We start from the raw sequence: 23,161 nt of genomic DNA on the forward strand, positions 1-23,161 counted from the left end.
ATGTACGAAAAAACATTTCCAAATAAACGTTTTAAGCATACCATTAATTTTTTAGAAAAACACATCCCAACCTCCAAATCCATCTTAGATTTAGGCGTTGTAAATCCGTTTTCTGAAATTATGACACAACATGGTTATGCTATTGAAAATACGAAGGGTGAAGATCTAGACACAGATACATCGAACATCACAAATTCGAAAGCTGATGTGGTAACGGCATTCGAGATTTTCGAACACCTGCTCTCCCCTTTTACCGTCCTTCAATCGATTAAAGCCGATAAATTAGTGGCTAGTGTACCGCTGAAACTTTGGTTTTCTTCTGCTTATAGAAGTAAAACCGATATGTTGGACCGACACTATCATGAATTTGAAGATTGGCAATTCGATTGGCTACTGGAAAAAGCAGGCTGGAAGATTATCGACCGTCAAAAATGGACAAACCCCACGAAAAAATTAGGCATTCGCCCTATTTTAAGATGGTTTACTCCCAGATATTACATCGTTTATGCCGAAAGGGTTTCACAGTAAAATCAAAACCATCGTACATTGAATTTTTATATTGTAATCCCAGCACATAACGAAGCGTCCTCTATTGGCGTCACATTAAAGTCTTTAGCAGAACAAAGTCTATTACCTAAACGTGTGGTGGTGGTGAATGATAATTCTACCGATGGTACGCAACATATTGTTAGCGCTTTCGCGGAAAAGTACCCGTTCATATCCTTAGTCAATTCCAAATCATCCAACAAACATTTACCAGGATCAAAAATCATTAATGCCTTTTATAAAGGATTTGAAACTTTAGATGATGATTACGATGTGATCTGTAAGTTTGATGCCGATTTAATTTTCCCTGAAAACTACTTAGCACAACTGGCAAATCATTTTGAAGCCGATAACAACTTAGGCATGGCTTCAGGTTTTTGCTATATTGAAAAAAATGGCGATTGGATTCTTGAAAATCTCACCCGAAAAGATCATATTCGCGGTGCTCTAAAAGCCTATCGCAAAAAGTGTTTTATCGAAATCGGACAACTAAAACCTTCTATGGGTTGGGATACCGTTGATGAGCTTTTGGCTAAATATTACAACTGGCAAATTTTAACCGATGACACTCTTCATGTCAAACATTTAAAGCCCACAGGCATCAGTTACAATAAAGCTTCAAAATATTTGCAAGGTGAAGCCATGTACAAAATGCGTTATGGTTTTTTGATCACGCTAATTTCTGCAGCAAAACTCGCTTATAAAAAACAGAGTATTTCTTTATTTAAAGATTATATGGCTGGCTATTTTAAGGCCAAAAAGAAGCAAGTTGATTTTCTAGTCAATGAAAAAGAAGGCCAATTTATTAGAAACCTCCGCTGGAAAGGTATGCGCTCCAAACTTAGTTAAAACTCCAGGCTTTATAACTGCTTGATGCCTCTAATTTATCCTCTAACTCATCATCTAATTGCGGGAAAAAATCAATCCCAGTTAATTGCTCTATAGCATCTACTGGCACTACAAAATGATGTAAAGGTTTATTAGAATTTTCATGAGGCATAAGAAAGCCTATCATTTTTGTGGGCCCCGAATTGGCATCTATGAGCACTTTATAAAAGGCATTGGGCACGGCAACCTTTTCGGTTCCAATGGTTTTCATATCCCCTTTAAGTATGCCTCCAGTAACCACAAAAACACCGTCGTATTTTGCGGCCCAGTAACGCACCTTTTGCTCCAGCGTATTCCAAATTCCAGCATTAAAATTGTGCTCTTGCGGACTAATATTACTGGTTAAAAAAGTTTCATCGTGGGCTGCTTTGTTGTATTTTCTATCGCCCGCCGGACAAAGGTGTCCGCGATCATAACCCGAATTTTTATAATTACGCCAATGGGCTGCTCCAGTTTTTACAGCAGGGTCAATTTCAAAATAAGGGCGTTTAAAATGACTATTTGAAAGATCCGATTTTTTCAATTCGTAAGCCACCCATTCCGCTTGTTCCTCTTTTTCACTGTAAGATAAGGAATAGCCATTATGATGAATTACTTGTCCTGTAGTACTCGTTGGCAAGAAAAATTCGTTGGTTTGTTTTTTAGGCTTACCACCTTCAGCAACTATATCGGCTTGAACTTTTGTGTCTAAAAAGTGCTCATAACCATAAACCGCTATCATGATGATAGCGGCTAAAATGGCGTATGTATTACGTTTATTCATCTATTTTTACCCCAGACCAATTACAATACTCCCTTTAGAGAGTTGCAATCCAACCAAGTAAGGAAAAATTTTGTTATTTTAAAACGTATCCTAAAGGTTTTCCAATAGAAGCATTAGGGAAACTTATACCTAACATCGCAGAAATGGTAGGTGCTATATCGGTAATATTTGTTCTTTCGGTAGTTTCGCCATGGTTAATCCCTTTTCCAAAAAACAATAATGGCACATGCGTGTCATAATTTAAGCCACTACCGTGTGTAGACCCTGTTTTCCCGTATGAAATATAGGCAGGATCACTCACTAAAACCACATCTCCAGAACGCTTCTGATTAAAGCCTTTTTGAATTAGAGCCTCAATACCTTCAGTAAAATCTCTTGAAACAATGGCTTCTCTTGTATAGGCTTTTGAAATATGAGGGTAAGTCATTTGTTCTTCAACAATGGCATTTTGTACCTCTATGGCATTTAAATTTAAGGTCTTTAGTTTTTCTTTATTCAGAAAAATTTGCTCATTACTAATATTTTCAACCACATCAGCAGTTCCATATTTAGCAACTAAAAACGCATTAAACTGCTTCTTACGAGCCTTATTATCCAAATATCCCGACGGAATATTATGAGCATGCAAATATGCCGGCACATCAACAGCACCATGATCGGCAGTTAAAAACACAACATACTCCCCTTTTCCTACTTCTTTATCCAACACATTAAAGAAACGTTCTAAATCTTGATCCAAACGAATATAAGTATCTTCAATCTCTTTAGAATTTACCCCAAAATTATGACCAATATAATCGGTACAAGAATAACTCACCGTTAAAACATCTGTAATATCATCAGCACCTAAAGACTCGCCCTTGATAGCAGCAATAGCAAAATCGGTGGTTAAACTATTTCCAAATGGTGTTATTTTAAGAATACTAAAATTTCCGTTTTTATCTTTTAACGCCTTCAAATTATAGGGAAAAGTTGCCGTTTCTTTACCTTTAAATCCAGCTTCGTAATCATTCAAATCGGCACCACTCGCTGTATAGGTGTCTATATCATAATAGGTGTCCCATTTTTTAAAATACGAGGCAGCTTGTTTGCTTGCGTTGAATTTAGCCACCCACTTTGGCAGCGCATCCATATAAAAAGAACTGGTAATCCATGCCCCTTCATCGTCACCATGAAACCAGTAGGCCGCATCAGCTGTATGACCAGCTGGCAAAATAGCGCCTCGATCTTTTACAGAAATTCCAATGGTTTTACCACGCATTTGCGTGAACAATTTATTTTCATCAGCAAAAGTGGTGGTTAACATGCGGCTAGGCGACATTTTTCCTGCCTTATCACTTGTTCCAATTGGCAACACACTATCATCATCGGCACAATACACCTGTTCTTTAGTCTCTTTATCATACCAATAATTTGAAATAATCCCATGATATTTAGGTGTACTTCCGGTAAAAATAGAAGCGTGACCTGGAGCCGTTTTGGTTGGCACATAATTAAAGTGATTGTTTTTACAGTTAAAACCTTCATCCATCATACGTTTAAAACCACCAGTTCCATAGCGCGAATAGAACCTGGTTAGATAATCATATCGCATTTGATCTACAACAATCCCCACAACAAGTTTTGGAGCAGTTTGATCTTTTTTAGTCGATGATGTCGACTGGCTATGAATTTCAACAAAAGAACATAAGATGGCTAAAGTGAAAACAAAGAGGTGTACTTTTTTCATTACGTATTTTTAAGATAGGTCTCAAAAATACATAATTAAGCACATCATAATTTAAAATTAACGTTAAATACCCCTAACTTTTTTTTACTTTAGCAGCTACAAAACTACATATGAAATACCTTCATAATATTGGAACTTATTTTTTGATGATTGCCGAAATGTTTCGCAAACCAACGAAGTGGAGCGTTATGAAGAAGCTGATATTAAAAGATATAGACGACTTGATTATCGGATCTTTAGGAATCGTAGCTTTTATATCCTTTTTTGTTGGCGGGGTAGTTACTATACAAACGGCATTGAATATTGACAATCCGTTAATCCCGAAATACCTGGTTGGATTTGCAACCAGACAATCCATTTTACTAGAATTTGCCCCCACCTTCGTATCGATAGTTATGGCTGGTAAAGTAGGTTCGTTTATCACTTCTAGTATTGGTACTATGCGAGTTACAGAGCAAATTGATGCTTTAGAAGTCATGGGGATTAACTCGATTAACTACCTTGTTTTTCCGAAGTTTATTTCCCTGATGCTATATCCGTTTTTAATTTGTATTGGTATGTTTCTGGGCATTGTTGGCGGCTTAGTGGCCTGCATGTATGGCGGATTTAGCGCGCCCGAAGATTATATCACTGGCGTACAGTTAGATTTCAATCCGTTTCACATTACCTATGCTTTTATAAAAACTTGTGTTTTCGCATTTCTATTAGCAACAATTCCTTCATACCACGGTTATTACATGAAAGGCGGTGCTTTAGAAGTAGGAAAAGCGAGCACAACATCTTTTGTTTGGACCAGTGTTTTCATCATCCTTCTAAACTATTTACTAACCCAAATGTTATTAAGCTAATGATTGAAGTTAAAGACTTACGTAAATCGTTTGGAAACGCAGAGATCTTAAAAGGTATTACCACTACTTTTGAGAAGGGTAAAACCAGCCTCATTATTGGGCAAAGTGGCGCAGGAAAAACCGTTTTCTTAAAATGTTTATTAGGTATTTTTAATTACGAAGGCGGCTCTATTGCCTATGACGGTAAAATTTTAGCCAAATTAAGTGAGGATGAAAAAAGAAACATTCGTGCTGAAATAGGTATGGTGTTTCAAGGTAGTGCCTTATTTGATTCGATGACCATTGCCGAAAACGTGATGTTCCCTTTACGCATGTTTACCAAGCAAAGCAAGAGTGAAATGGAAGATCGTGTAGATTTCGTTTTAAATCGTGTAAATCTTGAAAATGCCCATAATAAAATGCCTAGCGAAGCCTCTGGAGGGATGCAAAAACGGGTTGCCATTGCACGCGCTATTGTAAACAAACCAAAATACCTTTTTTGTGATGAACCTAATTCGGGCTTAGACCCCAAAACAGCTATTGTTATTGATAATCTTATCCAAGAAATAACCGACGAATATCAAATTACTACCGTTATTAATTCACACGACATGAACTCGGTGATGGAAATAGGTGAAAAAATCGTTTTTCTAAAAAATGGATTAAAAGCTTGGGAAGGTTCTAACGAAACTATTTTTAGAACAGATAACGAAGTGGTTACCGATTTTGTTTACTCTTCCAACCTCTTTAAAAAAGTACGTAAGATGTACTTGGAGGATCATGAGTAAAGCGGAAGCTTAACCTAAACACAAAATACTTCTCTTAGGCCTAATAGACAAAATGGTTGGTCTTTTAACACCTATTCTTGTACGTCTATTTTTGCTTTTAAAAACTCATTAATAAATTTGATTTTTCTTTGTTTGGTTAATCCGTTATGATTTCTGAGTTTGTTTTTTAAATCAGAAAAATGCCCATCAATCATATTGGTTGTATTAGGAATATTTAAATCGTAATTATCATACCATGTAAATAACCATGTCATATTCGTATTAAGACTTCTATACGCACTCCTAAGTCGTTTATGGGTAAAATGACTCTTGCCTGTTTCATTATTAATAGTTCGCTCATTTAAAAAGCTTTCCCACTTAATAAACCACATATTTAATCCTCCTTCGAAAGATTCTTTATCTGTATTTTTGAGCATAGCTACATGCGTTTTTAATTCAATTGAAGCAAGCATTTTCGGGTTCTTAGTTATATATCTTCTTATTGCAGCAACTTGATGAAATTGACAGAGCTGGACAGGTATTCCTTTAAACGTACCAACCAAGCCTTTTCTACCATCACATACAATAGCAACAATCTCAAAACCTTTAGATTTTAGCTCATTAATCCCCTTTATATACAAAGCGTTAGTTTCTGATTTGACGTAATACCAAAGAAGATTCTCCTTGCTGTAAGCATCCTTAAAGAGCATTAATCCAAAGCTTCTCCCCCAATATGTTGTATCCATTAAGACAATAACTTTCTTAGGTGTTATCTCTACGTCCTTTACTTGATGAAGATCTAGTTTACGTTGTATAGTTCGCTTTGAACATCCATATTTCTGAGAAAGCTGTAAATAGGTCTGCTTTCCTCTGGTATATTCATCCCAAAGAGAGTCTACTTGAATTTCTTTTCCTCCAGTAAAAACACTTTTACAATTCAAACATTTATAACGCTGTTTTTCTAATCTAACACCATATTTATGGGTTAGTAAGCTATTACAAAATTTACATTTTTTTTATTCAAAGCCTTTGATTTGCTTCAAAGCTAATAAACATAAGCTCTTCGAAAGGATTTACCAACCATTTTGTCCATTACATCTTCTCTTAAAATAAAGCTTTAATTCGTGCTTTATCTACTTAAAATCAAAAAAGCTTTTTGGAATTTTAATATTTGCCTCTAAGCCATAATACTATAACACGCTTTAGCCTAGCTATTTTATTATTTCTTAGAGACTCTGTATCCTCGAACCCCCATTCTCATGGCATTCATTTCGAATATGCATTACCTTTCAAATAAGTTTGAAACAACGATGACGCCTTAATTAATTCTACGTACCACTAAAGTATCTAGATCTAGTTTAAGTTTTAGCCACTTTTCAAGTTTGTCCTTATCCTTTTGGCGTAGTTCGTCCTTATACTCTTTTTTCCACTTTACAGAGAAAACTGGTGTGGTATCTTTTTTAGTGAAATTGGTATTAATCACATTACCATAAGAGAACTGTTCTATGTTTTCGTAGTTGATTTTCAACTCTTCTGTTAACCCATCAAAGGCCATATAACTGCTTTCTAATTGCGAAAAGCCTCTTAACTTATCTTCTAAATATCTAATTTTTTGATTTTGAGTTAACAGATCCAACGAGTCACGTGTTCTAAGCTCTTCCATATACTTAAAATTATCTAAGTTTTTAGAGCGATTCTGATTGATATTTAAAGTTGTAGTAGACAAAGCGCGGTAATCTTTTAAACGATTACGAAGCAAGGTAATGGTTGTTTCAGAAATTTCATCTAAACCAAAAGTATTCAGTTCTATGACCGAAGTTTTATCATCAAAATAAGTGTATGTCGCATTGTTTTTTATGTATTCCCCATGAGGCAAATCGGTTAACTCTTTACGGATAAAAGTACTAGCATCGCGGTTAAAATTACTTTCATTCAACACATTAATAAAAGTCCATACCGCCGGAATCATAACCACAATAGCCAACAACATGGCCGCTCTAGAAATGAACTGACGACGCTTAGAATTGGCGTATTTAAGCATGGGGAACCTCAGTAATTTCAATACTAAAAAGGTCGCTAAGGCAATAAAAATCGTGTTGATGGTAAACAAATACATGGCGCCACCGAAGTACACAAAGTTTCCTTTAGCCAAACCATAACCTGCCGTACAGAGCGGTGGCATTAAGGCTGTTGCGATAGCCACACCAAAAATAACCGAGGCGATGGTTCCTTTTTTGGTACGTGCAATAATTAAGGCCAAGCCACCAAAAAAGGCAATTAAAACGTCGCGAATATCTGGTCGTACACGACCTAAAAGCTCTGAAGTATCTTCACTTAAAGGGAATAACCAGAAAAATAGAAAAGCCGTTAGTAAACTTAGAACGATCATCGTCGCTAAATTTATTAACGACTTTTTAAGCGTATCAATATCGTTTATAGCAATAGACAGGCCTATACCTAAAATAGGCCCCATGAGCGGAGAAATTAACATGGCTCCAATAACCACGGCGGTTGAATTGGCGTTTAATCCAATGGAAGCCACAAAAATGGAACAGACTAAAATCCAAGCCGTGGCACCTTTAAACGGAATATCGGCAACAATGGCTTTGGTAGTCGCTTCCCGATCGGTATCTTCACGAAAATCTAACAATTCGCGCAAAAACACTTTGATACTCGCTAGAAGACCTTGCGCATCCTTTTTTACAGCATCTTTAGACTGCTCAACACTTTTGGCTTTCTCTGCCTCAGCGGCTTCATCAACCTTGTTCACCTTAGCTTCAGCTTCTTCTTCCGAAAAACTAAATTTATTTTCTTCGCTCATATGTTATTAACCGTATTGTTCTCCAAATTTATCTCTTACATTTTGGAGTACTTTTTTAATATCCTGTTCTTTAGACTTAGGAAAGATAAGCAAAACTTCTTCTTTATCTACAATAATATAATCCTGCAAACCGTCTATAACCACAATTTTATCTTTTTTGGTGCGAATCATGTTTCCAGATGCATCTTCAGGTAATACTCTAGCGTTTACAACAGCATTACCATTTTCAGTTTTATCAAGTTTATCATATAAACTACCCCAGGTTCCTAAATCGTTCCAATCAAATTCTGCTGCAATTACGTACACATTTTTAGACTTTTCCATAATGGCATAATCTACCGATATGTTTTCCGCCTTCGGATAGTTTTCTTTTATAAAATCGGCTTCTGCATTAGTATTGTAAGCACTAATTCCAGATTTAAAAAGCTCGAACAATTCTGGTTGATTTTTCTGAAAGGTGTTTATTACCGTTTTTACGCTCCACATAAAAATACCCGCATTCCAAAGAAAATTACCTTGAGATATAAAGGCTTTAGCGGTTTCATAATCTGGTTTTTCTCTAAATTGATTTACGGGTTTTATCGCTTCCGCGGAAGTCTTATCGTATTCAATATAACCATAACCTGTGTTTGGAAATGTAGGTTGAATACCCAATGTCATAAGCGCATCATTTTCCGAACAAAATTCAAAGGCCTGTTCTACATTTTTAGAGAAGGTATCTTCATCTTCAATCCAATGATCACTTGGTGCTACAATCATTACTGCATCGGGATTTTCTTTCTGAATTTTTAATGAAGCATATAAAATACAAGGCGCTGTATTTCGCATGGCAGGCTCTAAAACTACCTGGCGCTGGGTTACTTCGGGAAGCTGCTCTAAAACCAAGTCGTTATAACGCGCGTTGGTTAAAATAAATATATTCTCTTGGGGTATCAGTTTTGCTAAACGATGGAAGGTCTTCTGAATAAGCGTATCGCCGGTTCCTAGCATGTCGTGAAATTGCTTAGGAAATTCTTCTGTACTTACAGGCCAAAATCGTGATCCAACACCACCTGCCATTAATATTGCGTAATAATTCTTCTTCATCTTATTATTTTTTTAATATTTAAATATTTTCAATTTAAAAGTTCTACTTCGGCATTCGGACTAAACAAATACACTTTACCGGTTTTAACTTCAACACATTCAAAACGCTTAACCCGTTTTTTCATCATTTGGAAAATTTTACCATTATAAATTTTAAAATGACGACCCATTGGCACTTCAAAAATATAAGTTTTATCATTAGGGGCATCAAATTGTTTCAGGGCTAATGATAAATGGGCATCGGTATCGCTGCTCGCCTTCGGGTTTTTAAAATGTCTCGCCAATAAAGGGAGTAAGTCCAAAGGAAAAACTTCTGGATTTAAAAAGGGCAACATTAAACGCTGAAAGGTATACTTCCATTCTTTACCGTGAGGTTTAATAAACTTACCATAGGTTTTAAAAGCCTCTAAATGCGCGATTTCATGAACTAAAGTAATTAAAAATCGGTAGCAATTCAAATTCGAGTTTACTGTAATTTGATGTCTACCGTTTGGCAAACGCTTATAATCGCCATGACGGGTTTTACGTTCATTTTTTATTTTTATCGTTAAATGTTCATGCTCTAAAAGCTGTAAAATTAGAGGTACCGCTTTTTTGGGAATGTAATTTTGAAGTGTGTCCTGCATTAAAACAAAAATAGTAGATTTAAATTTAAATGTTGAATCGAGGAAAAGTTTAATTGTGTATTATGTTATGAGTAAAAGTTTCAAAGTGCATCAATAGGTAGCTCTATGATTTAGTTATGCATGTATCGCAAAGCATATAGCATTGAAACTACAACATAAAGCCCACTTCCATCCTACTCAATAAGCGCCAATAAGTCACTCATTTTAGAAAAAGTTTTAGTTGCTAAAGGCATCAATTCATTATCGGGATCGTGCGCGGTGTAACCAAAAACATCAAAACCACCAGCTTTGGCTGCTTTTACACCAGAAAGACTATCTTCAATAACTAAACATGCTTCGGGATTGAAGCCCATGGTTTTTGCTGCCCATAAAAACACGGCAGGATCGGGTTTCCATTTTTTCAGGGCATAGCAACTAAAAATACGGCCTTCAAAAAATGGCAATAAACCAGCGAGACCTAAATTAAGTCTGATTTTAGACTCAGGACCACTGGAAGCCACACAAAACGGTAAATGTAATCGTCCTATAACATCCTTTACGCCTTCAACCGGTTCCATTTTTTTCTGAAAAGCCTCAAAACTACGATTTCGGTATTCATCCTCTAAACTATCGGGAAGTTGCTTTTGGGTTAAGTCACTTATCATTTGCTTACAGGCCGTAAAAAAACTGCCTTTAAAATGCTTCATACCGTATTCCAAATCGATATTAGCACCATACTCATTAGCGATATCAACCAAAACCTGAATACTTGTAGGTTCACTATCAACCAATACGCCGTCGCAGTCGAAAATGATACATTTATATTTTTTATTCATAGCCATTATCAAGGGGTTGAATTAGATACCTGAAGCATTTTTCCGTTATAATATTTATTTCCATTGAGAGCAAAGTCGAAGATGTACTCGGCCATTTCTAAAGCTGTAATGGGCGCTTGATATCCTGGAAAAGCTTCTTCAAGCATTTCGGTTTGAACGGCACCTAAAGCTAAAACATTAAAGGAAATCCCAGATTCTTTGTATTCTTCGGCTAGTAATTCGGTTAAAGTAATGACCGCCGCTTTACTAGAACTGTAGGCTGCTAATCCTGGGAATTTCATACTTCCTTGAACGCCACCCATAGAACTGATGGTTACTACATGACTTGGCTTCACCATAAACGGTAATACCACACGGGTTAATTCGGCAACGCCAAAAACATTGGTTCTATAGATGTTTTCAAAATCTTGCATGGAAATTTCTGAAAACGGCTTATTAAGCAAGGCGCCTGCGTTATTGATTAACACATCCACCTGTTTCCAGTTTTTAGTTATAAAATCTTCAACTTTTTTATAGTTTTTTTCATCGGCTAAATCGAAGGAAAAGCTAGTAACTTCTTTAAGATTTAGATTTTGAATGGGTTGTTCATTCCGCGAAAGCGCCAATACTTGATGGCCTTGCTTGGCGAATAATTGCACCAATTCGAATCCGATGCCACGACTTGTTCCTGTAATAATAATATTTTTACTCATGTAAGGTAATTTCTTTTTTTTCTGAATTAATCATGCCTTCGAGTGCAGGAATCATTTTTTGAATGAATGTAGTCATATGGTCAAAATCTAAAGCCTCTACCTCGTCATCGACATGATGATAATACTCATAATTGCTAAAATCGAAAGTTGAAATTGCCTGTGCAGGCACCTTAAAAGTCTTATAAAACGGATAATTATCAGAACGCTTGAAAAGACCATAGGCTTTGGCTTGAGGCAAAAAACCAATTAATTCCTCATGGGCATAACTATTTAGTTGATTAGCCATATTTGATTTTTTATAGCCAGTAATGTAGGCCATCGTTTCATGGTTAGCTAAAGGCACTCCAATCATTTCAAAATTAATCATAGTATACAAATCGATAGGCTGCTTTTTAAGACGATTAGCCAAATGCTCTGAACCCTTTAATCCCATTTCTTCAGCATCATAAAGTGTGAATAAAATACTGCGTTTATTCGATTTGGTTTTTGCGAAATATTTTGCCCATTCAAGAACAGCAACCGTGCCCGAGGCATCATCGTTAGCTCCATTTGCTATAGTATCACCATTTACTTTTCTCGCAAAACCAATGTGATCATAATGTGCACCAAGTATCACGAATTCATTTTTCAACATAGGATCTTGACCTTCTATATAGCCAACGATATTATAGCCAACAAGACCTTTTAACTTAAAACTATCTCTATAGGTTTGAAAAAACGGTTTAATATCATGGCTCCTAAAAAAAGATTCCATATAAACAGCTGCTTTTTCCAATCCTTCGCTCCCTGTTTTTCGACCTTCTAAAGCATCTGAAGCGAGGTAATTCATATGTTTCTCAACACTTTCTTTTAAAATAACATGTTTCGATTGATTTTGTTTTTCTTGTGCTCCGCAGATAAGAATAGGCAGAAAAAACAGTAATGCATATATTTTTTTCATAGTTTAAAGATAAAAAAAACCTGTTTCACAAAAGATGAAACAGGTTTTAATTTATTATACAAACCGACGTATATCGGTATCAATTTAAAATTACACTAACATGGTTACTGGGTTCTCGATATATCCTTTTAAAGTTTGAAGGAATTGCGCTCCAGTGGCACCATCAATAGTTCTATGATCACAAGCTAATGATAATTTCATAGTGTGTCCAACAACAATTTGACCGTTTTTAACAACTGGTTTTTCTACAATGTTACCAACAGAAAGAATAGCTGAGTTAGGTTGGTTGATGATTGATGTAAAGGTATCAATACCAAACATTCCTAAGTTAGATACGGTAAAAGTACTCCCTTGCATTTCGTCTGGGGTTAATTTTTTGTTTCTTGCTTTTCCTGCAAGTTCCTTAACCGCAGCACCAATTTGAGGTAAAGTTTGCTCATTAGCAAAACGTACTACAGGCACTACTAATCCATCAGGAACAGCTACAGCTACACCAATATGAACATGGTTATTTAAACGCATTTTATCTGCGAACCACTGTGAGTTTACTTGAGGATGTTGTTTTAACGCTAAAGCACAAGCTTTAACAACCATATCGTTATAAGATATTTTTGTATCTGGAATCGAGTTGAATTGCGCACGGAAAGCCATAGCATTTTCCATGTCGAACTCTACAGTTAAGTAATAGTGCGGTGCAGAGAATTTAGAATTCGTTAATGCCTTAGCGATCGCTTTACGCATTTGTGAATTATCTACATCATCAAAATCTTCTTGACCAGAAGGTACAAATTTTCCAGCTGAAGCTGCAGATGCTGCAGGCTCATAATTTTCAATATCACGCTTAATGATACGTCCGTTCTCACCAGAACCCTGGACTTTTAATAAGTTGATGCCTTTATCTTCAGCTAATTTCTTAGCTAATGGCGATACATACACACGTCCGTTTTCAGTAACAGGCGTTGGTGCAGGTGCAGCCGCTTTTTTAGGCGCCGCTGGAGCCGATTTTGCAGCTGGTGCAGGTGCAGCAGCTTTAGGGGCTGCTGGTTTTGGTGCTTCTGCTTTCGCAGGAGCGCTAGATGCTGAAAAATTAGCAGCAACACCAGAAACATCTGTTCCTGCAGGGCCAATAATGGCTAATAATGAATCTACTTTTGCCGATTCACCTTCTTGTAATCCTATTTCTAATAAAGTACCCGATTGGAATGATTCAAATTCCATAGTCGCTTTATCCGTTTCAATTTCAGCTAAAATATCACCTTCTTCAACGGTGTCACCAACTTTTTTCAACCAAGTAGCGACAGTTCCTTCTTCCATAGTATCACTTAAACGTGGCATCGTTACAACGATAACACCTTCTGGTAATGCTGCAGCAGCTGGCGCCGCTTCTTCAGCAGGAGCTTCTTCTGTTGCAACTGGAGCAGCCTCGGCAGTTTCTTCCTTAGCTTCAGTAGCAGGAGCATCAGCGCTTCCTCCTCCATTTAGTAAATCTGAAATATCTTCACCTTCATCACCAATAATTGCTAAAAGCTCATCTACCTTAGTAGTTTCACCTTCTTGAACACCAATATGCAATAAAGTTCCTTCATTAAAGGATTCAAATTCCATGGTTGCTTTATCGGTTTCGATTTCAGCTAGAATATCTCCTTCTTCAATTTTATCTCCTACTTTTTTTAACCAAGCCGCTACCGTACCTTCTTCCATGGTATCGCTTAAACGCGGCATATTTACTACTATTGCCATAGCTTATATTTTGTGTTGAATAAATGGATAATCTTCTTGTTCGTAAACCATATCATAAAGCTGTTGCTTTTCTGGGAATGGCGATTCTTCTGCGAACTTCTCACATTCTAAAACGCGCTCTTTAACACGTTTGTCTATTGCTTTAATATCGTCTTCAGTTGCATATTTCTTTTCAAGAATAACATCTTTCACTTGCGTGATCGGGTCAATTTTCTTGTATTCAGCAACTTCATCTTTTGTTCTATAATGTTGCGCATCACTCATAGAATGCCCTCTATAACGGTAAGTTTTTAACTCTAAGAAGGTTGGCCCTTCACCGCGACGTCCTCTTTGGATAGCTTCATCGAAAGCTTCAGCTACTTTAATAGGGTTCATACCATCAACTGGAGCCGAAGGCATATCGTATCCTAAACCTAACTTCCAAATATCGGGATGGTTTGCTGTACGCTCTACCGAGGTTCCCATGGCATATCCGTTATTTTCACAAACAAATACTACAGGTAATTTCCAAAGCATCGCTAAGTTAAATGCCTCATGAAGCGACCCTTGTCTTGCCGCACCATCACCAAAACAACATAAGGTAACGGCATCACTACCGTGATATTTATCACCAAAGGCAATACCAGCACCTAAAGGAATTTGACCTCCTACGATTCCGTGACCACCATAAAATCTAAATTCCTTAGAAAAAATATGCATAGAACCACCCATACCTTTGGATGTACCTGTTGCTTTTCCGTATAATTCAGCCATAACACGTCTAGGATCTTCTCCCATACCTATAGGCTGTACGTGATTACGATAAGCTGTAATCATTTTATCCTTACTTAAGTCCATTGCGTGTAAAGCTCCTGCTAATACAGCTTCTTGTCCGTTATATAAGTGAAGAAATCCTCTTACTTTCTGTTGGATGTAAACTGCAGCTAGTTTGTCTTCAAACTTTCTCCAGAATAACATGTCTTCGTACCATTTGAGGTAAACCTCTTTTGTTATTTTTTGCATGGAATAATTTTATGATAATTTATAAGCGACTACAAAAGTAACACTTTGTGGAGAAATGGGAAAACTCAAATTCACTAAAGTGAGAAAAAAATTAAAATTCTAGTGATTAGAACCTCCGCTGATTATTCTGTAATTTTTCACCTTATTTTTATATTTTTTTCAATTTATGTAGATGACAGACAGATAGATTCTAACTAAAAAGTTAAAATAGTACTGTTTTATCAAATACAAAAGGCAACAAATTCATTACCGAATTTGACTTAGCGACAGCTCCTTTTGCGCCCATAAAATATAACTCGATATCATGTATTTGCTTGACTTCATATTCTACCATTGCCTGTCTACAGGCACCACAAGGCGGAATTGGAGTATCTGTAGCGGTCATTTTTGAACTTGCTGAAATGGCCATTCGAATTACTTTAGCTTCTGGATATTGCGATCCAGCATAGTAAATTGCGGTACGCTCGGCACAAAGCCCGGAAGGGTATGAGGCGTTTTCTTGATTATTACCGGTAATGATTTGGCCGTTATCGAGCAACAAAGCGGCGCCAACTTCAAAATTTGAATAAGGCGCATAGGCACGACTTCTGGCCTCAATCGCTTTTTCCATTAACTGGGCTACATCACTTGGTAATTCATATAAATCATCAAAAACGTATATTTTAGACTCTTTTTTTATTTCTTTCATGAAGCTTTCAATTTGTTATAACAATTTAAGAAAGTCTTAGAAACAAAAAAACTATTGCTCTCACAATAGTTTTTTTTGTATTCAATTAATGTTATAATTAGTATTCTGTATAAGCTCCTGCTCCAATATTAAATGTTAGTGAAAAACGCAAGGTCCCTTCTAAAGGACTTTGAACTTGAGATGTTGAAAACAGGTAAGACAAATCTATATTAACAACACTAGCTTTAAATCCGGCACCTAAAGCCATAAATTGTCGAGCACCTTTTTCTTCCGATTCATGAAAATACCCTGCTCTGAAAGCAAAGGCATCTTGATACATATACTCGGCCCCTAAAGCCCATGTAATTTCTTTCATTTCTTCCTTAAATCCGCCTGGCGCATCACCAAAAGACTGAAACATACCTTTAAAAAAGCCTACATCATCAGATTTTCCTTTGTAAATGACATTCGAGGTACGAGACAGTTCTGTATCTATATCTTCATCAAACTCTCCATTACCATCGACATCAACATATGTTACTTCATCGCCCAAAATTGGCGGTGTTGGCACCAAAAGTTTAGTAACTTCAGCAGTTAATGACACTTTATTGTAATCGTCGAAAATAAAATCAAACCCACCACCTAATCTTAAGTTAGTAGGCTGAAAATTTTCTTGTCCGCCTTCATCATATTTAAATTTCGGACCAATATTTTGAATGGCAAAACCACCGCGCCATCTTCCGTTAAAATCGGCATAAGCCTCTTCCTCACTTTGGTAGTAACCAGAAATATCGACACCAAAAGTACTTGCTGGGGTAGAGTCTGCCTGAAAATCAGTCAATTTTAAATCCGATCGCACATAGCGCATAGCTACAGACATGGCAAACCGCTCACTAAGTCTTAATGCATAAGAGGCGTCTAAAGCCATCTCATAAGGCCTCACTGTAAAAGGAGTCACTTGTGATTCATTCTCAACAAAATCTATATCTCCTAATGAAAAGTATCTAAAACTTCCTGCGAAAGCGCTACGCTCATCAATTCGATTATAATAAGTTAACCCTCCAAGAAAAATATCATTCACTAACTTTCCTAAATAAGGCGTATACGTAAGTCCAATTCCAGACTTTGTTTCCGAAAAGGCGTACTTTGAAGAGTTCCACTGTTGAGAATATGCATCCACCGAAGTAGCCACACCCATATCCCCCATACCCGCTGAGCGCGCATCACTGGCGATAAGCAAAAAAGGCATTCCCGTGGTAATGACTCTGCTATCATTACTGTTTGGAATAATAGTCGTTTCTGTAGTTTGGGCCTCTAATTTATAGATAAAAGCAAAAGCTAATAATAACAATAGTTTATTCTTCATGAAATATAGTTTAGTTAGCAAATATAATTTTTTCTTACAGTATTACAAGTTTCTCTATTTTTTCTACGGTCTTATTCAATAATTCGGAATGCACCTTAAGTTTATACACATAAACACCCTTCCCTATTTTACCTCCAAAATCGTCGCGTCCATCCCAAACGATATCACGAGACAAGGAACTATTTGTCACCGCTCCACCTGAAGTTTTCCCGTTTAAGGTTCGCACAAGTTTTCCCGACACCGTAAAGATCTGTATTGAAACGCTCAAAGACTCCGAACTATTGTGATTGAACCAAAATTCGGTGTAATTCACAAACGGATTAGGGTAATTAAGCACGTTGTTTATAACCAATTCTTGATCTTGATCATGCACAATAAATTGAATTTCAGAAACAGATGAATTATTATAAACATCCCAAGCTTTAAGGGTTAAGGTATGCAAACCTGGTTTTAAATCTCTCATGGGAAAACTCACAACACCACGCGTATAATCGTCGACTTCGGTTTGATAGTAATCATTTAAAATAATAGGATTTTTTTCATCGCCATCAATAATAGCTACGATATCATGACCAATACCACTGGCTGTATTGACGCCATTATCATCCTGCAACTTCACTAATAAGGTTGGTGATTCATTTGTAATGCCTCCCGATACAAAGTTTTCATCATTCATATAAAGATTAATCACTGGCCCAACATTATCTTCGGCAGCATTTTCATCCAAACCTCCAATTTTAACTGTGTTATTACTAGATCCTGTTTGATTAATCGTGAGTTCATCATTTCTTGAATAAAAACTCACTTTACCAAAACCTACAGGAATGCCAATATCCTTAGGAACAACAAAATCAAATTCAAAAGCACCATTTTTAACTGAAGCCTGGCCTCTAAAAATAATTTCCCCTAAAGTTTTAAAATTTAAAATAACCAACTCTCCATTTAAACGTGTACCATCATTCCCTAGCGTACTTCTATCAATATATTTATCGTATATGGTGGTTGAGAGCAAGCCTGAATAATCGGTTAAAACATTACCAGACGCATCAACTACCTCGCCAGACAACTTAACCTTACTTAAAGCTTTTAGCGTATCTGTGGATTGTGCTAGAGGTACATCATTAATTTTAGTTAATCGAATACTTGGTTTAGGAAAGCTTAATTTCATAGCGGGATCCCCTATAAAAAACACCAATCTGCGTTGGCTGTTATTTGACACGGCTGGATCGGATTTTGAAAGCCTTAAAGATTCGGCCATAGACGGGTATTCATCATCTCCATAATTGTCATTATCATGATATGAAAACAAATACTGCCCTAAAATATTATTAAATGAAATGGCAAAACTCACATAAATTTGTCTGGTAGTCGTAATTAACCCAATCGCGCCAGCGCGTTTATTCCAGAAGGTAAACTCTCCTGCGGTTTGACGATACGGGTTGTCAAAACGTGTAAACTCACAAGTTACGGTAACAAAACAATTGAGTTTATTATAATTCCTAAAATTTTCGATATCTGTTTTACCCAAAATACGCTCTTGAGCTAAACCTTCTTCACCCCCATGACCGAAGTAATTAACCACCAAAGCGCCATTATCTACTGCATTTGAAATAGCCGTATTAACCGTAGGATACCTGTTTCCACCAGCCGAAGTTTCTTGCTGATACGAATCGCTATGAATTTTAACAACATTAATAAAAGGCTTTTTCTCAGCAACCAAATTACCTACATTATCGGTAGTTTCCTGCAAAATACCTTCCCAATCGGCATCAACATCATCAGAAATCACTACAAAGTTATTACGCCAACTTCCAAAAGATTCCCTTTGGTAATACTGAGCCACTTTATCGACAAGTTCTTTCGCGCGTTGGGGCGAGTCGGCAATAATTCTCCCCACGGCAATATCCAACATATCGGTTGAGGCCATACTCCCCTCATCGTCGTCCATCATACCATAAAAATCATCGGTCACATACGAATTAGCTAAACTAAAACTGTTATAAGAATACCATGAAGGCACGATATTCGTATTATTAGGAATACGGTCTTTATAATCGAAAGAACCATCACCAAACAAGCATAAATACTTGATTTTTTTACTGGGTTCACTAGCATTATCATACACATATTTAACCATATTTCGAATGGCACCAACATCTTGATTTCCTGTACTAAATTCGGCATAAATTTCATCTAAACCCACAACCTTTACATGTAAACCATTCTGCTCTCGATTAATATCGGCTAAACGCTCGGCATGATTAAGCATATTATTAGGCGCCACAATAATATAGTCTATATCCTGAAAATTCCCTTGGGCATTTTTAAAAATTGTTCCTTTAATGTCTTGATTAACGACATCGGTTTTCGAATCTATTTTAGGCGTAAAATAATCTGATGGGGTTACAGCTACATAAGTTTTTAAACTTCCCAAGGTTGATGTAAAACTAAACACAGCTTCGTTTTGAGTATTTTCTACACTGGAAACATAATACAAATCGGTGACATCCCAAACTTCTGAAACCGCAGTCGCATTAGATAAATTATATTGGCCCACACCAGATTCTGTTTCTACAATACTATTTTTAAACTGAAATTGTTTCCCCGAAAAACTCAATGCGCACTTAGCCTCTATAGCAATATAATCAAGATAAGATTCAATACTAGGATTTCCTTGATTGTTAAAATTAAGTCCTACGGATATTTTGGAACTACTAACATCAACCTCCCTATAAAGCCCATTACCTGAAGCTAAATTTGGACTAGAAACACCACGCAAAGTGATGGTAGATATGGCAGTTCCATTCACATCAACATCAAACGAACATGTTGTTGAATTAACAGCGCCCACCAAAACATTTAATTTTATAGGCTCTGAGGTATTGATATTAGGAAAATCGAAGTCAAAATTTTTGCGATTAACGACATCGAAACGATCACCAAACCAGCGTCTACCTAATGAAATCAAATTATGATCATCAACCTCATGAAATTGATACGCCTCATAAGTATCGATAACCAAATTGGGCACCCCAGAAGGTTGTGAAAAATTCTGAATACGCTTTCCTTCAGCAGTGCCTACATTAATATAATAATAGGTTTTATCTGTATAACAATTAATATGCGTATTACTGTAAGCATTATATCCTTTTGGTCCGCGAGCATAAAACAAAATATAATCCTGATCGTTAAAGACACCATCTTCTTCACCAACAAACTTGATGGCATTTTCTGGAACATCATAAGGATATGACACGGCATTCGAATACGGAATCATCTCACCGCCATGACCAAATAACCGAATTCTCTTGGGGTTAACATTATTCACATCAACACCCAAACGCTGTAAAAAACTTTTAGACAATTTAAAAACCCCTGTAGTATCAACATAAAACCGATACCATTTCCCTAAATTTAAAACCGAATTAGACAAAACTTTTGAAGACACATCATTCTTACGAGTCGTTGTTCTATTAGAAGTAGCCCCCCATTTGTAATCCAATTGAAAAGACATGATTTTTTTATACGTGCCATTGGCATCACGAATAATGGGACTTAACTGAAAACTTACATACCGTTTATTTCTAGCCGTAACATTTTTTAACTGAAACTTTAAATCGCGCGAAATTCGAGTAATATCAAGATCTTTTAATTCTGAAGTACTAATGACTTCATAAACCACCTGACTCAGTTTTGCTGATGTTTCATTAACGCGATTTGATACTACCCACTGATCTGTGAAGCGCAGACCATCCTCTGAAAAAGAGAAATTATCGGAATTAAAATAAGGCACCTCAAAAGAAAAGCCTGTTCCAGATATGGTTTTAGCACCCTCCCAAGAAATCGTATATTTTTTTTGTTGCGCAAATAATCCAACTGTGGTTAGCAGTAGTAAAAGGAAAAATTTATTTTTCATTGATAAAATAACGTCATTAATAATATGTTATTATTAAAACAAATAACATTTTTAAAAAGTAGTTCAAAAATACAATAATAAATTTGTTAAACCTTCGTTAACATAACACAAAAGCCAACGAAAAACAGATAAAATCATCGTTGTAAGGCGCAAAAAACAGGACGAAATACACGATTTTTTAGTCAAAATGTAATTAATAGCTTGCAATATTCGGTATAATTCTTATATTGCAGCACCAAAACATGATTTAGCTTACTTAAAAGTATGGATATGAAAAAAGTAGTCGCATGCAAAGTTTTAGCGTTATTAGCACTTGCTATCGCTTCAACAAGTTGTTCAAAATCCTCGAGCTCCAGAAATAGTTCAAGAGCTACTGGATGGCAATTAAATTCTCGTGAGGGTGGCTTTCAGTACAATACAAATTTTAGAGAACAAGAAACTGCTCCAGGATTGGTATTTATTGAGGGTGGAACTTTCACCAAAGGCCGTGTTCAGGATGATGTGATGCACGATTGGAACAACAGCCCTAGTCAACAACATGTGCAATCTTTTTACATGGATGAAACCGAGGTTACTAACATGATGTACATGGAGTACCTAGATTGGTTAAAGCGTGTTTACCCGCCATCAGAAGGCAATTTTAGAGCCATTTATAATGGAGCCTTACCAGATACTTTAGTTTGGAGAAATCGTTTAGGTTTTAATGAAGTTATGACCAACAACTACTTGCGTCATCCAGGATACGGCGAATACCCTGTAGTTGGTGTTAGCTGGATTCAAGCCGTTGAATTTGCCAACTGGAGATCGGATCGTGTAAATGAGAAAAACTTAGAAGATGCTGGTTATTTAAAACGCCACGCAAAAACTACTGATGTAGCCGCAGATCAAACTTTTAGCACCGACACATATATCAACTCACCTTCAGGTACTTATGGAGGTAATGAAGAAATTCATGATGGTCGTGCAAGAAGCAGAAACGCAAGAGTTGACGAAGAAGGAAATGAAACTGGCGTATACGCCACTCGTGAAACAGGTATACTTTCGCCTAAATACAGACTACCAACCGAAACCGAATGGGAATATGCCGCTTTAGGATTGAGTGAAATTAGAGATTACAACTTATACCGCGGACGTAAAAAGTACCCATGGGACGGTCAATACACACGTTCTGGAAAACGTAAAATACGTGGCGACCAATTGGCTAACTTCAAACAAGGAAAAGGTGATTATGGTGGTATCGCAGGATGGTCTGACGATGGAGCCGATATTACTAACGCAGTAAAATCATACGAACCAAATGATTTTGGCTTATATGACATGGCTGGAAACGTTGCAGAATGGGTTGCCGATGTTTACCGTCCAATTATCGATGATGAGTTTAATGATTTCAACTATTACCGTGGAAACGTTTATACTAAAAACGCTATTAATGATGATGGTACTGTGAAAATCGTAACGCCAGGAAATATTGTTTATGATACATTATCTAACGGAAGAGTTATCGCAAGAGATTTACCGGGTGAAATTTTACAAGTTCCTGTTGATGAAAACGAAACATATTTAAGAACGAACTTCGATAGAAGTAACCACATCAATTACCGTGATGGCGACAAACGTTCTTCTCGTTATTTCGAAAGTTTTAATGATGATGATCTTGGAAGCGATCCAGAAGCTGAAACCAGACAAATGTATAATTCTCCTAAACACAAAATCACTAGAGATTCCTTAGGAAATATTATCAGAGAGTTTGATAAAGCATCGCACAGAACCTCTTTAGTCAACGATGAAGTTCGTGTATATAAAGGTGGTTCATGGAAAGACAGAGAGTACTGGCTAGACCCTGCTCAAAGACGTTACTTCCCACAAGATATGGCTACAGATTATATCGGATTTAGATGTGCCATGTCTAGAGTTGGATCTAAAAGCAAAACAAAAGCTAAAACTAAAAACTAAATTAACGCTAGTTTTAT

General features: G+C 36.6%; 18 protein-coding genes and 1 pseudogene. 5 read left to right on the forward strand and 14 right to left on the reverse strand.

Annotated features, from left to right (window positions below; translation table 11 throughout):
* Both C1A40_RS04015 and C1A40_RS04020 read left to right on the forward strand, forming a co-directional pair.
* Positions 1-528: a class I SAM-dependent methyltransferase gene (locus tag C1A40_RS04015; protein ID WP_102994772.1), complete on the forward strand. Its 528-nt coding sequence runs from the start codon at positions 1-3 to the stop codon at positions 526-528.
* Positions 529-546: 18 nt separating this feature from the next.
* A complete protein-coding gene (locus C1A40_RS04020; RefSeq protein WP_102994773.1) occupies positions 547-1,395 on the forward strand; it encodes a glycosyltransferase family 2 protein in 849 nt (282 codons plus the stop codon).
* On the opposite strand, the gene C1A40_RS04025 is transcribed toward C1A40_RS04020, so the two are convergent.
* Entirely contained in the window at positions 1,388-2,197 is an 810-nt protein-coding gene (locus tag C1A40_RS04025) for a DNA/RNA non-specific endonuclease (protein WP_102994774.1), read from the reverse strand. The genes C1A40_RS04020 and C1A40_RS04025 overlap by 8 nt on opposite strands.
* Before the next feature lie 73 nt (positions 2,198-2,270).
* Positions 2,271-3,926 (reverse strand): alkaline phosphatase PafA, encoded by a 1,656-nt coding sequence (pafA, locus tag C1A40_RS04030; RefSeq protein WP_102994775.1) that lies wholly within the window; start codon positions 3,924-3,926, stop codon positions 2,271-2,273.
* A gap of 110 nt (positions 3,927-4,036) precedes the next feature.
* On the opposite strand from pafA, the gene C1A40_RS04035 reads away from it, so the two are divergent.
* The gene (locus C1A40_RS04035; protein ID WP_102994776.1) at positions 4,037-4,774 is read left to right on the forward strand and encodes an MlaE family ABC transporter permease; all 738 of its coding nucleotides are present in this window, start codon (positions 4,037-4,039) and stop codon (positions 4,772-4,774) included.
* Entirely contained in the window at positions 4,774-5,541 is a 768-nt protein-coding gene (locus tag C1A40_RS04040) for an ABC transporter ATP-binding protein (RefSeq protein WP_102994777.1), read from the forward strand. The genes C1A40_RS04035 and C1A40_RS04040 overlap by 1 nt, the downstream gene beginning before the upstream one ends.
* Before the next feature lie 71 nt (positions 5,542-5,612).
* On the opposite strand, the pseudogene C1A40_RS04045 reads toward C1A40_RS04040, so the two are convergent.
* From C1A40_RS04045 to porU, 12 genes and pseudogenes are all read right to left on the reverse strand, one after another.
* Positions 5,613-6,521 (reverse strand): annotated as a pseudogene (locus C1A40_RS04045) (IS256 family transposase, variant Zn-binding type); the annotation flags it as partial.
* A gap of 317 nt (positions 6,522-6,838) precedes the next feature.
* Positions 6,839-8,341, reverse strand: coding sequence for a DUF389 domain-containing protein (locus tag C1A40_RS04050; protein ID WP_102994778.1), 1,503 nt, complete (start codon positions 8,339-8,341; stop codon positions 6,839-6,841).
* Between the two features lie 6 nt (positions 8,342-8,347).
* Positions 8,348-9,427, reverse strand: a complete 1,080-nt coding sequence (locus C1A40_RS04055; protein ID WP_102994779.1) for a mannose-1-phosphate guanylyltransferase — start codon at positions 9,425-9,427, stop codon at positions 8,348-8,350.
* 29 nt (positions 9,428-9,456) lie between these two features.
* Positions 9,457-10,053, reverse strand: a complete 597-nt coding sequence (locus tag C1A40_RS04060) for a SprT-like domain-containing protein (RefSeq protein WP_102994780.1) — start codon at positions 10,051-10,053, stop codon at positions 9,457-9,459.
* A 173-nt stretch (positions 10,054-10,226) separates the two neighbouring features.
* Positions 10,227-10,868, reverse strand: a complete 642-nt coding sequence (locus C1A40_RS04065) for an HAD family hydrolase (RefSeq protein ID WP_102997126.1) — start codon at positions 10,866-10,868, stop codon at positions 10,227-10,229.
* Between the two features lie 8 nt (positions 10,869-10,876).
* Positions 10,877-11,560, reverse strand: a complete 684-nt coding sequence (locus C1A40_RS04070; RefSeq protein WP_102994781.1) for an SDR family NAD(P)-dependent oxidoreductase — start codon at positions 11,558-11,560, stop codon at positions 10,877-10,879.
* Positions 11,553-12,500, reverse strand: coding sequence for a M28 family metallopeptidase (locus tag C1A40_RS04075; protein ID WP_102994782.1), 948 nt, complete (start codon positions 12,498-12,500; stop codon positions 11,553-11,555). Before C1A40_RS04075 ends, C1A40_RS04070 begins: the two co-directional genes overlap by 8 nt.
* A 90-nt stretch (positions 12,501-12,590) precedes the next feature.
* Positions 12,591-14,240, reverse strand: a complete 1,650-nt coding sequence (locus tag C1A40_RS04080; RefSeq protein ID WP_102994783.1) for a pyruvate dehydrogenase complex dihydrolipoamide acetyltransferase — start codon at positions 14,238-14,240, stop codon at positions 12,591-12,593.
* A gap of 3 nt (positions 14,241-14,243) precedes the next feature.
* Positions 14,244-15,242 carry a pyruvate dehydrogenase (acetyl-transferring) E1 component subunit alpha gene (gene pdhA / locus C1A40_RS04085; protein WP_102994784.1) on the reverse strand — a complete coding sequence of 333 codons (999 nt, stop codon included), beginning with the start codon at positions 15,240-15,242 and terminating at the stop codon, positions 14,244-14,246.
* A gap of 202 nt (positions 15,243-15,444) precedes the next feature.
* Positions 15,445-15,930: a cytidine deaminase gene (gene cdd / locus C1A40_RS04090; RefSeq protein ID WP_102994785.1), complete on the reverse strand. Its 486-nt coding sequence runs from the start codon at positions 15,928-15,930 to the stop codon at positions 15,445-15,447.
* Between the two features lie 97 nt (positions 15,931-16,027).
* Positions 16,028-17,275 (reverse strand): type IX secretion system outer membrane channel protein PorV, encoded by a 1,248-nt coding sequence (porV, locus tag C1A40_RS04095; RefSeq protein ID WP_102994786.1) that lies wholly within the window; start codon positions 17,273-17,275, stop codon positions 16,028-16,030.
* 34 nt (positions 17,276-17,309) lie between these two features.
* Positions 17,310-21,191: a type IX secretion system sortase PorU gene (gene porU / locus C1A40_RS04100; protein ID WP_102994787.1), complete on the reverse strand. Its 3,882-nt coding sequence runs from the start codon at positions 21,189-21,191 to the stop codon at positions 17,310-17,312.
* A 264-nt stretch (positions 21,192-21,455) separates the two neighbouring features.
* On the opposite strand from porU, the gene gldJ reads away from it, so the two are divergent.
* On the forward strand, positions 21,456-23,144 hold the full coding sequence (gene gldJ, locus C1A40_RS04105; protein ID WP_199287740.1) for a gliding motility lipoprotein GldJ: 1,689 nt from the start codon (positions 21,456-21,458) through the stop codon (positions 23,142-23,144).
* The last annotated feature ends 17 nt before the right edge of the window (positions 23,145-23,161 follow it).

It is taken from the genome of Tamlana carrageenivorans (assembly GCF_002893765.1).
GTDB classification, from domain to species: Bacteria; Bacteroidota; Bacteroidia; order Flavobacteriales; family Flavobacteriaceae; genus Pseudotamlana; species Pseudotamlana carrageenivorans.

Excerpts from the sequence above, each read along its gene's own strand:
- C1A40_RS04015 (WP_102994772.1), top strand. The coding sequence starts at position 1 with ATGTACGAAAAAACATTTCCAAATAAACGTTTTAAGCATACCATTAAT.
- C1A40_RS04025 (WP_102994774.1), bottom strand. The coding sequence starts at position 2,197 with ATGAATAAACGTAATACATACGCCATTTTAGCCGCTATCATCATGATA.
- pafA (WP_102994775.1), bottom strand. The coding sequence starts at position 3,926 with ATGAAAAAAGTACACCTCTTTGTTTTCACTTTAGCCATCTTATGTTCT.
- C1A40_RS04035 (WP_102994776.1), top strand. The coding sequence starts at position 4,037 with ATGAAATACCTTCATAATATTGGAACTTATTTTTTGATGATTGCCGAA.
- C1A40_RS04040 (WP_102994777.1), top strand. The coding sequence starts at position 4,774 with ATGATTGAAGTTAAAGACTTACGTAAATCGTTTGGAAACGCAGAGATC.
- C1A40_RS04050 (WP_102994778.1), bottom strand. The coding sequence starts at position 8,341 with ATGAGCGAAGAAAATAAATTTAGTTTTTCGGAAGAAGAAGCTGAAGCT.
- C1A40_RS04055 (WP_102994779.1), bottom strand. The coding sequence starts at position 9,427 with ATGAAGAAGAATTATTACGCAATATTAATGGCAGGTGGTGTTGGATCA.
- C1A40_RS04060 (WP_102994780.1), bottom strand. The coding sequence starts at position 10,053 with ATGCAGGACACACTTCAAAATTACATTCCCAAAAAAGCGGTACCTCTA.
- C1A40_RS04065 (WP_102997126.1), bottom strand. The coding sequence starts at position 10,868 with ATGAATAAAAAATATAAATGTATCATTTTCGACTGCGACGGCGTATTG.
- C1A40_RS04070 (WP_102994781.1), bottom strand. The coding sequence starts at position 11,560 with ATGAGTAAAAATATTATTATTACAGGAACAAGTCGTGGCATCGGATTC.
- C1A40_RS04075 (WP_102994782.1), bottom strand. The coding sequence starts at position 12,500 with ATGAAAAAAATATATGCATTACTGTTTTTTCTGCCTATTCTTATCTGC.
- C1A40_RS04080 (WP_102994783.1), bottom strand. The coding sequence starts at position 14,240 with ATGGCAATAGTAGTAAATATGCCGCGTTTAAGCGATACCATGGAAGAA.
- pdhA (WP_102994784.1), bottom strand. The coding sequence starts at position 15,242 with ATGCAAAAAATAACAAAAGAGGTTTACCTCAAATGGTACGAAGACATG.
- cdd (WP_102994785.1), bottom strand. The coding sequence starts at position 15,930 with ATGAAAGAAATAAAAAAAGAGTCTAAAATATACGTTTTTGATGATTTA.
- porV (WP_102994786.1), bottom strand. The coding sequence starts at position 17,275 with ATGAAGAATAAACTATTGTTATTATTAGCTTTTGCTTTTATCTATAAA.
- porU (WP_102994787.1), bottom strand. The coding sequence starts at position 21,191 with ATGAAAAATAAATTTTTCCTTTTACTACTGCTAACCACAGTTGGATTA.
- gldJ (WP_199287740.1), top strand. The coding sequence starts at position 21,456 with ATGGATATGAAAAAAGTAGTCGCATGCAAAGTTTTAGCGTTATTAGCA.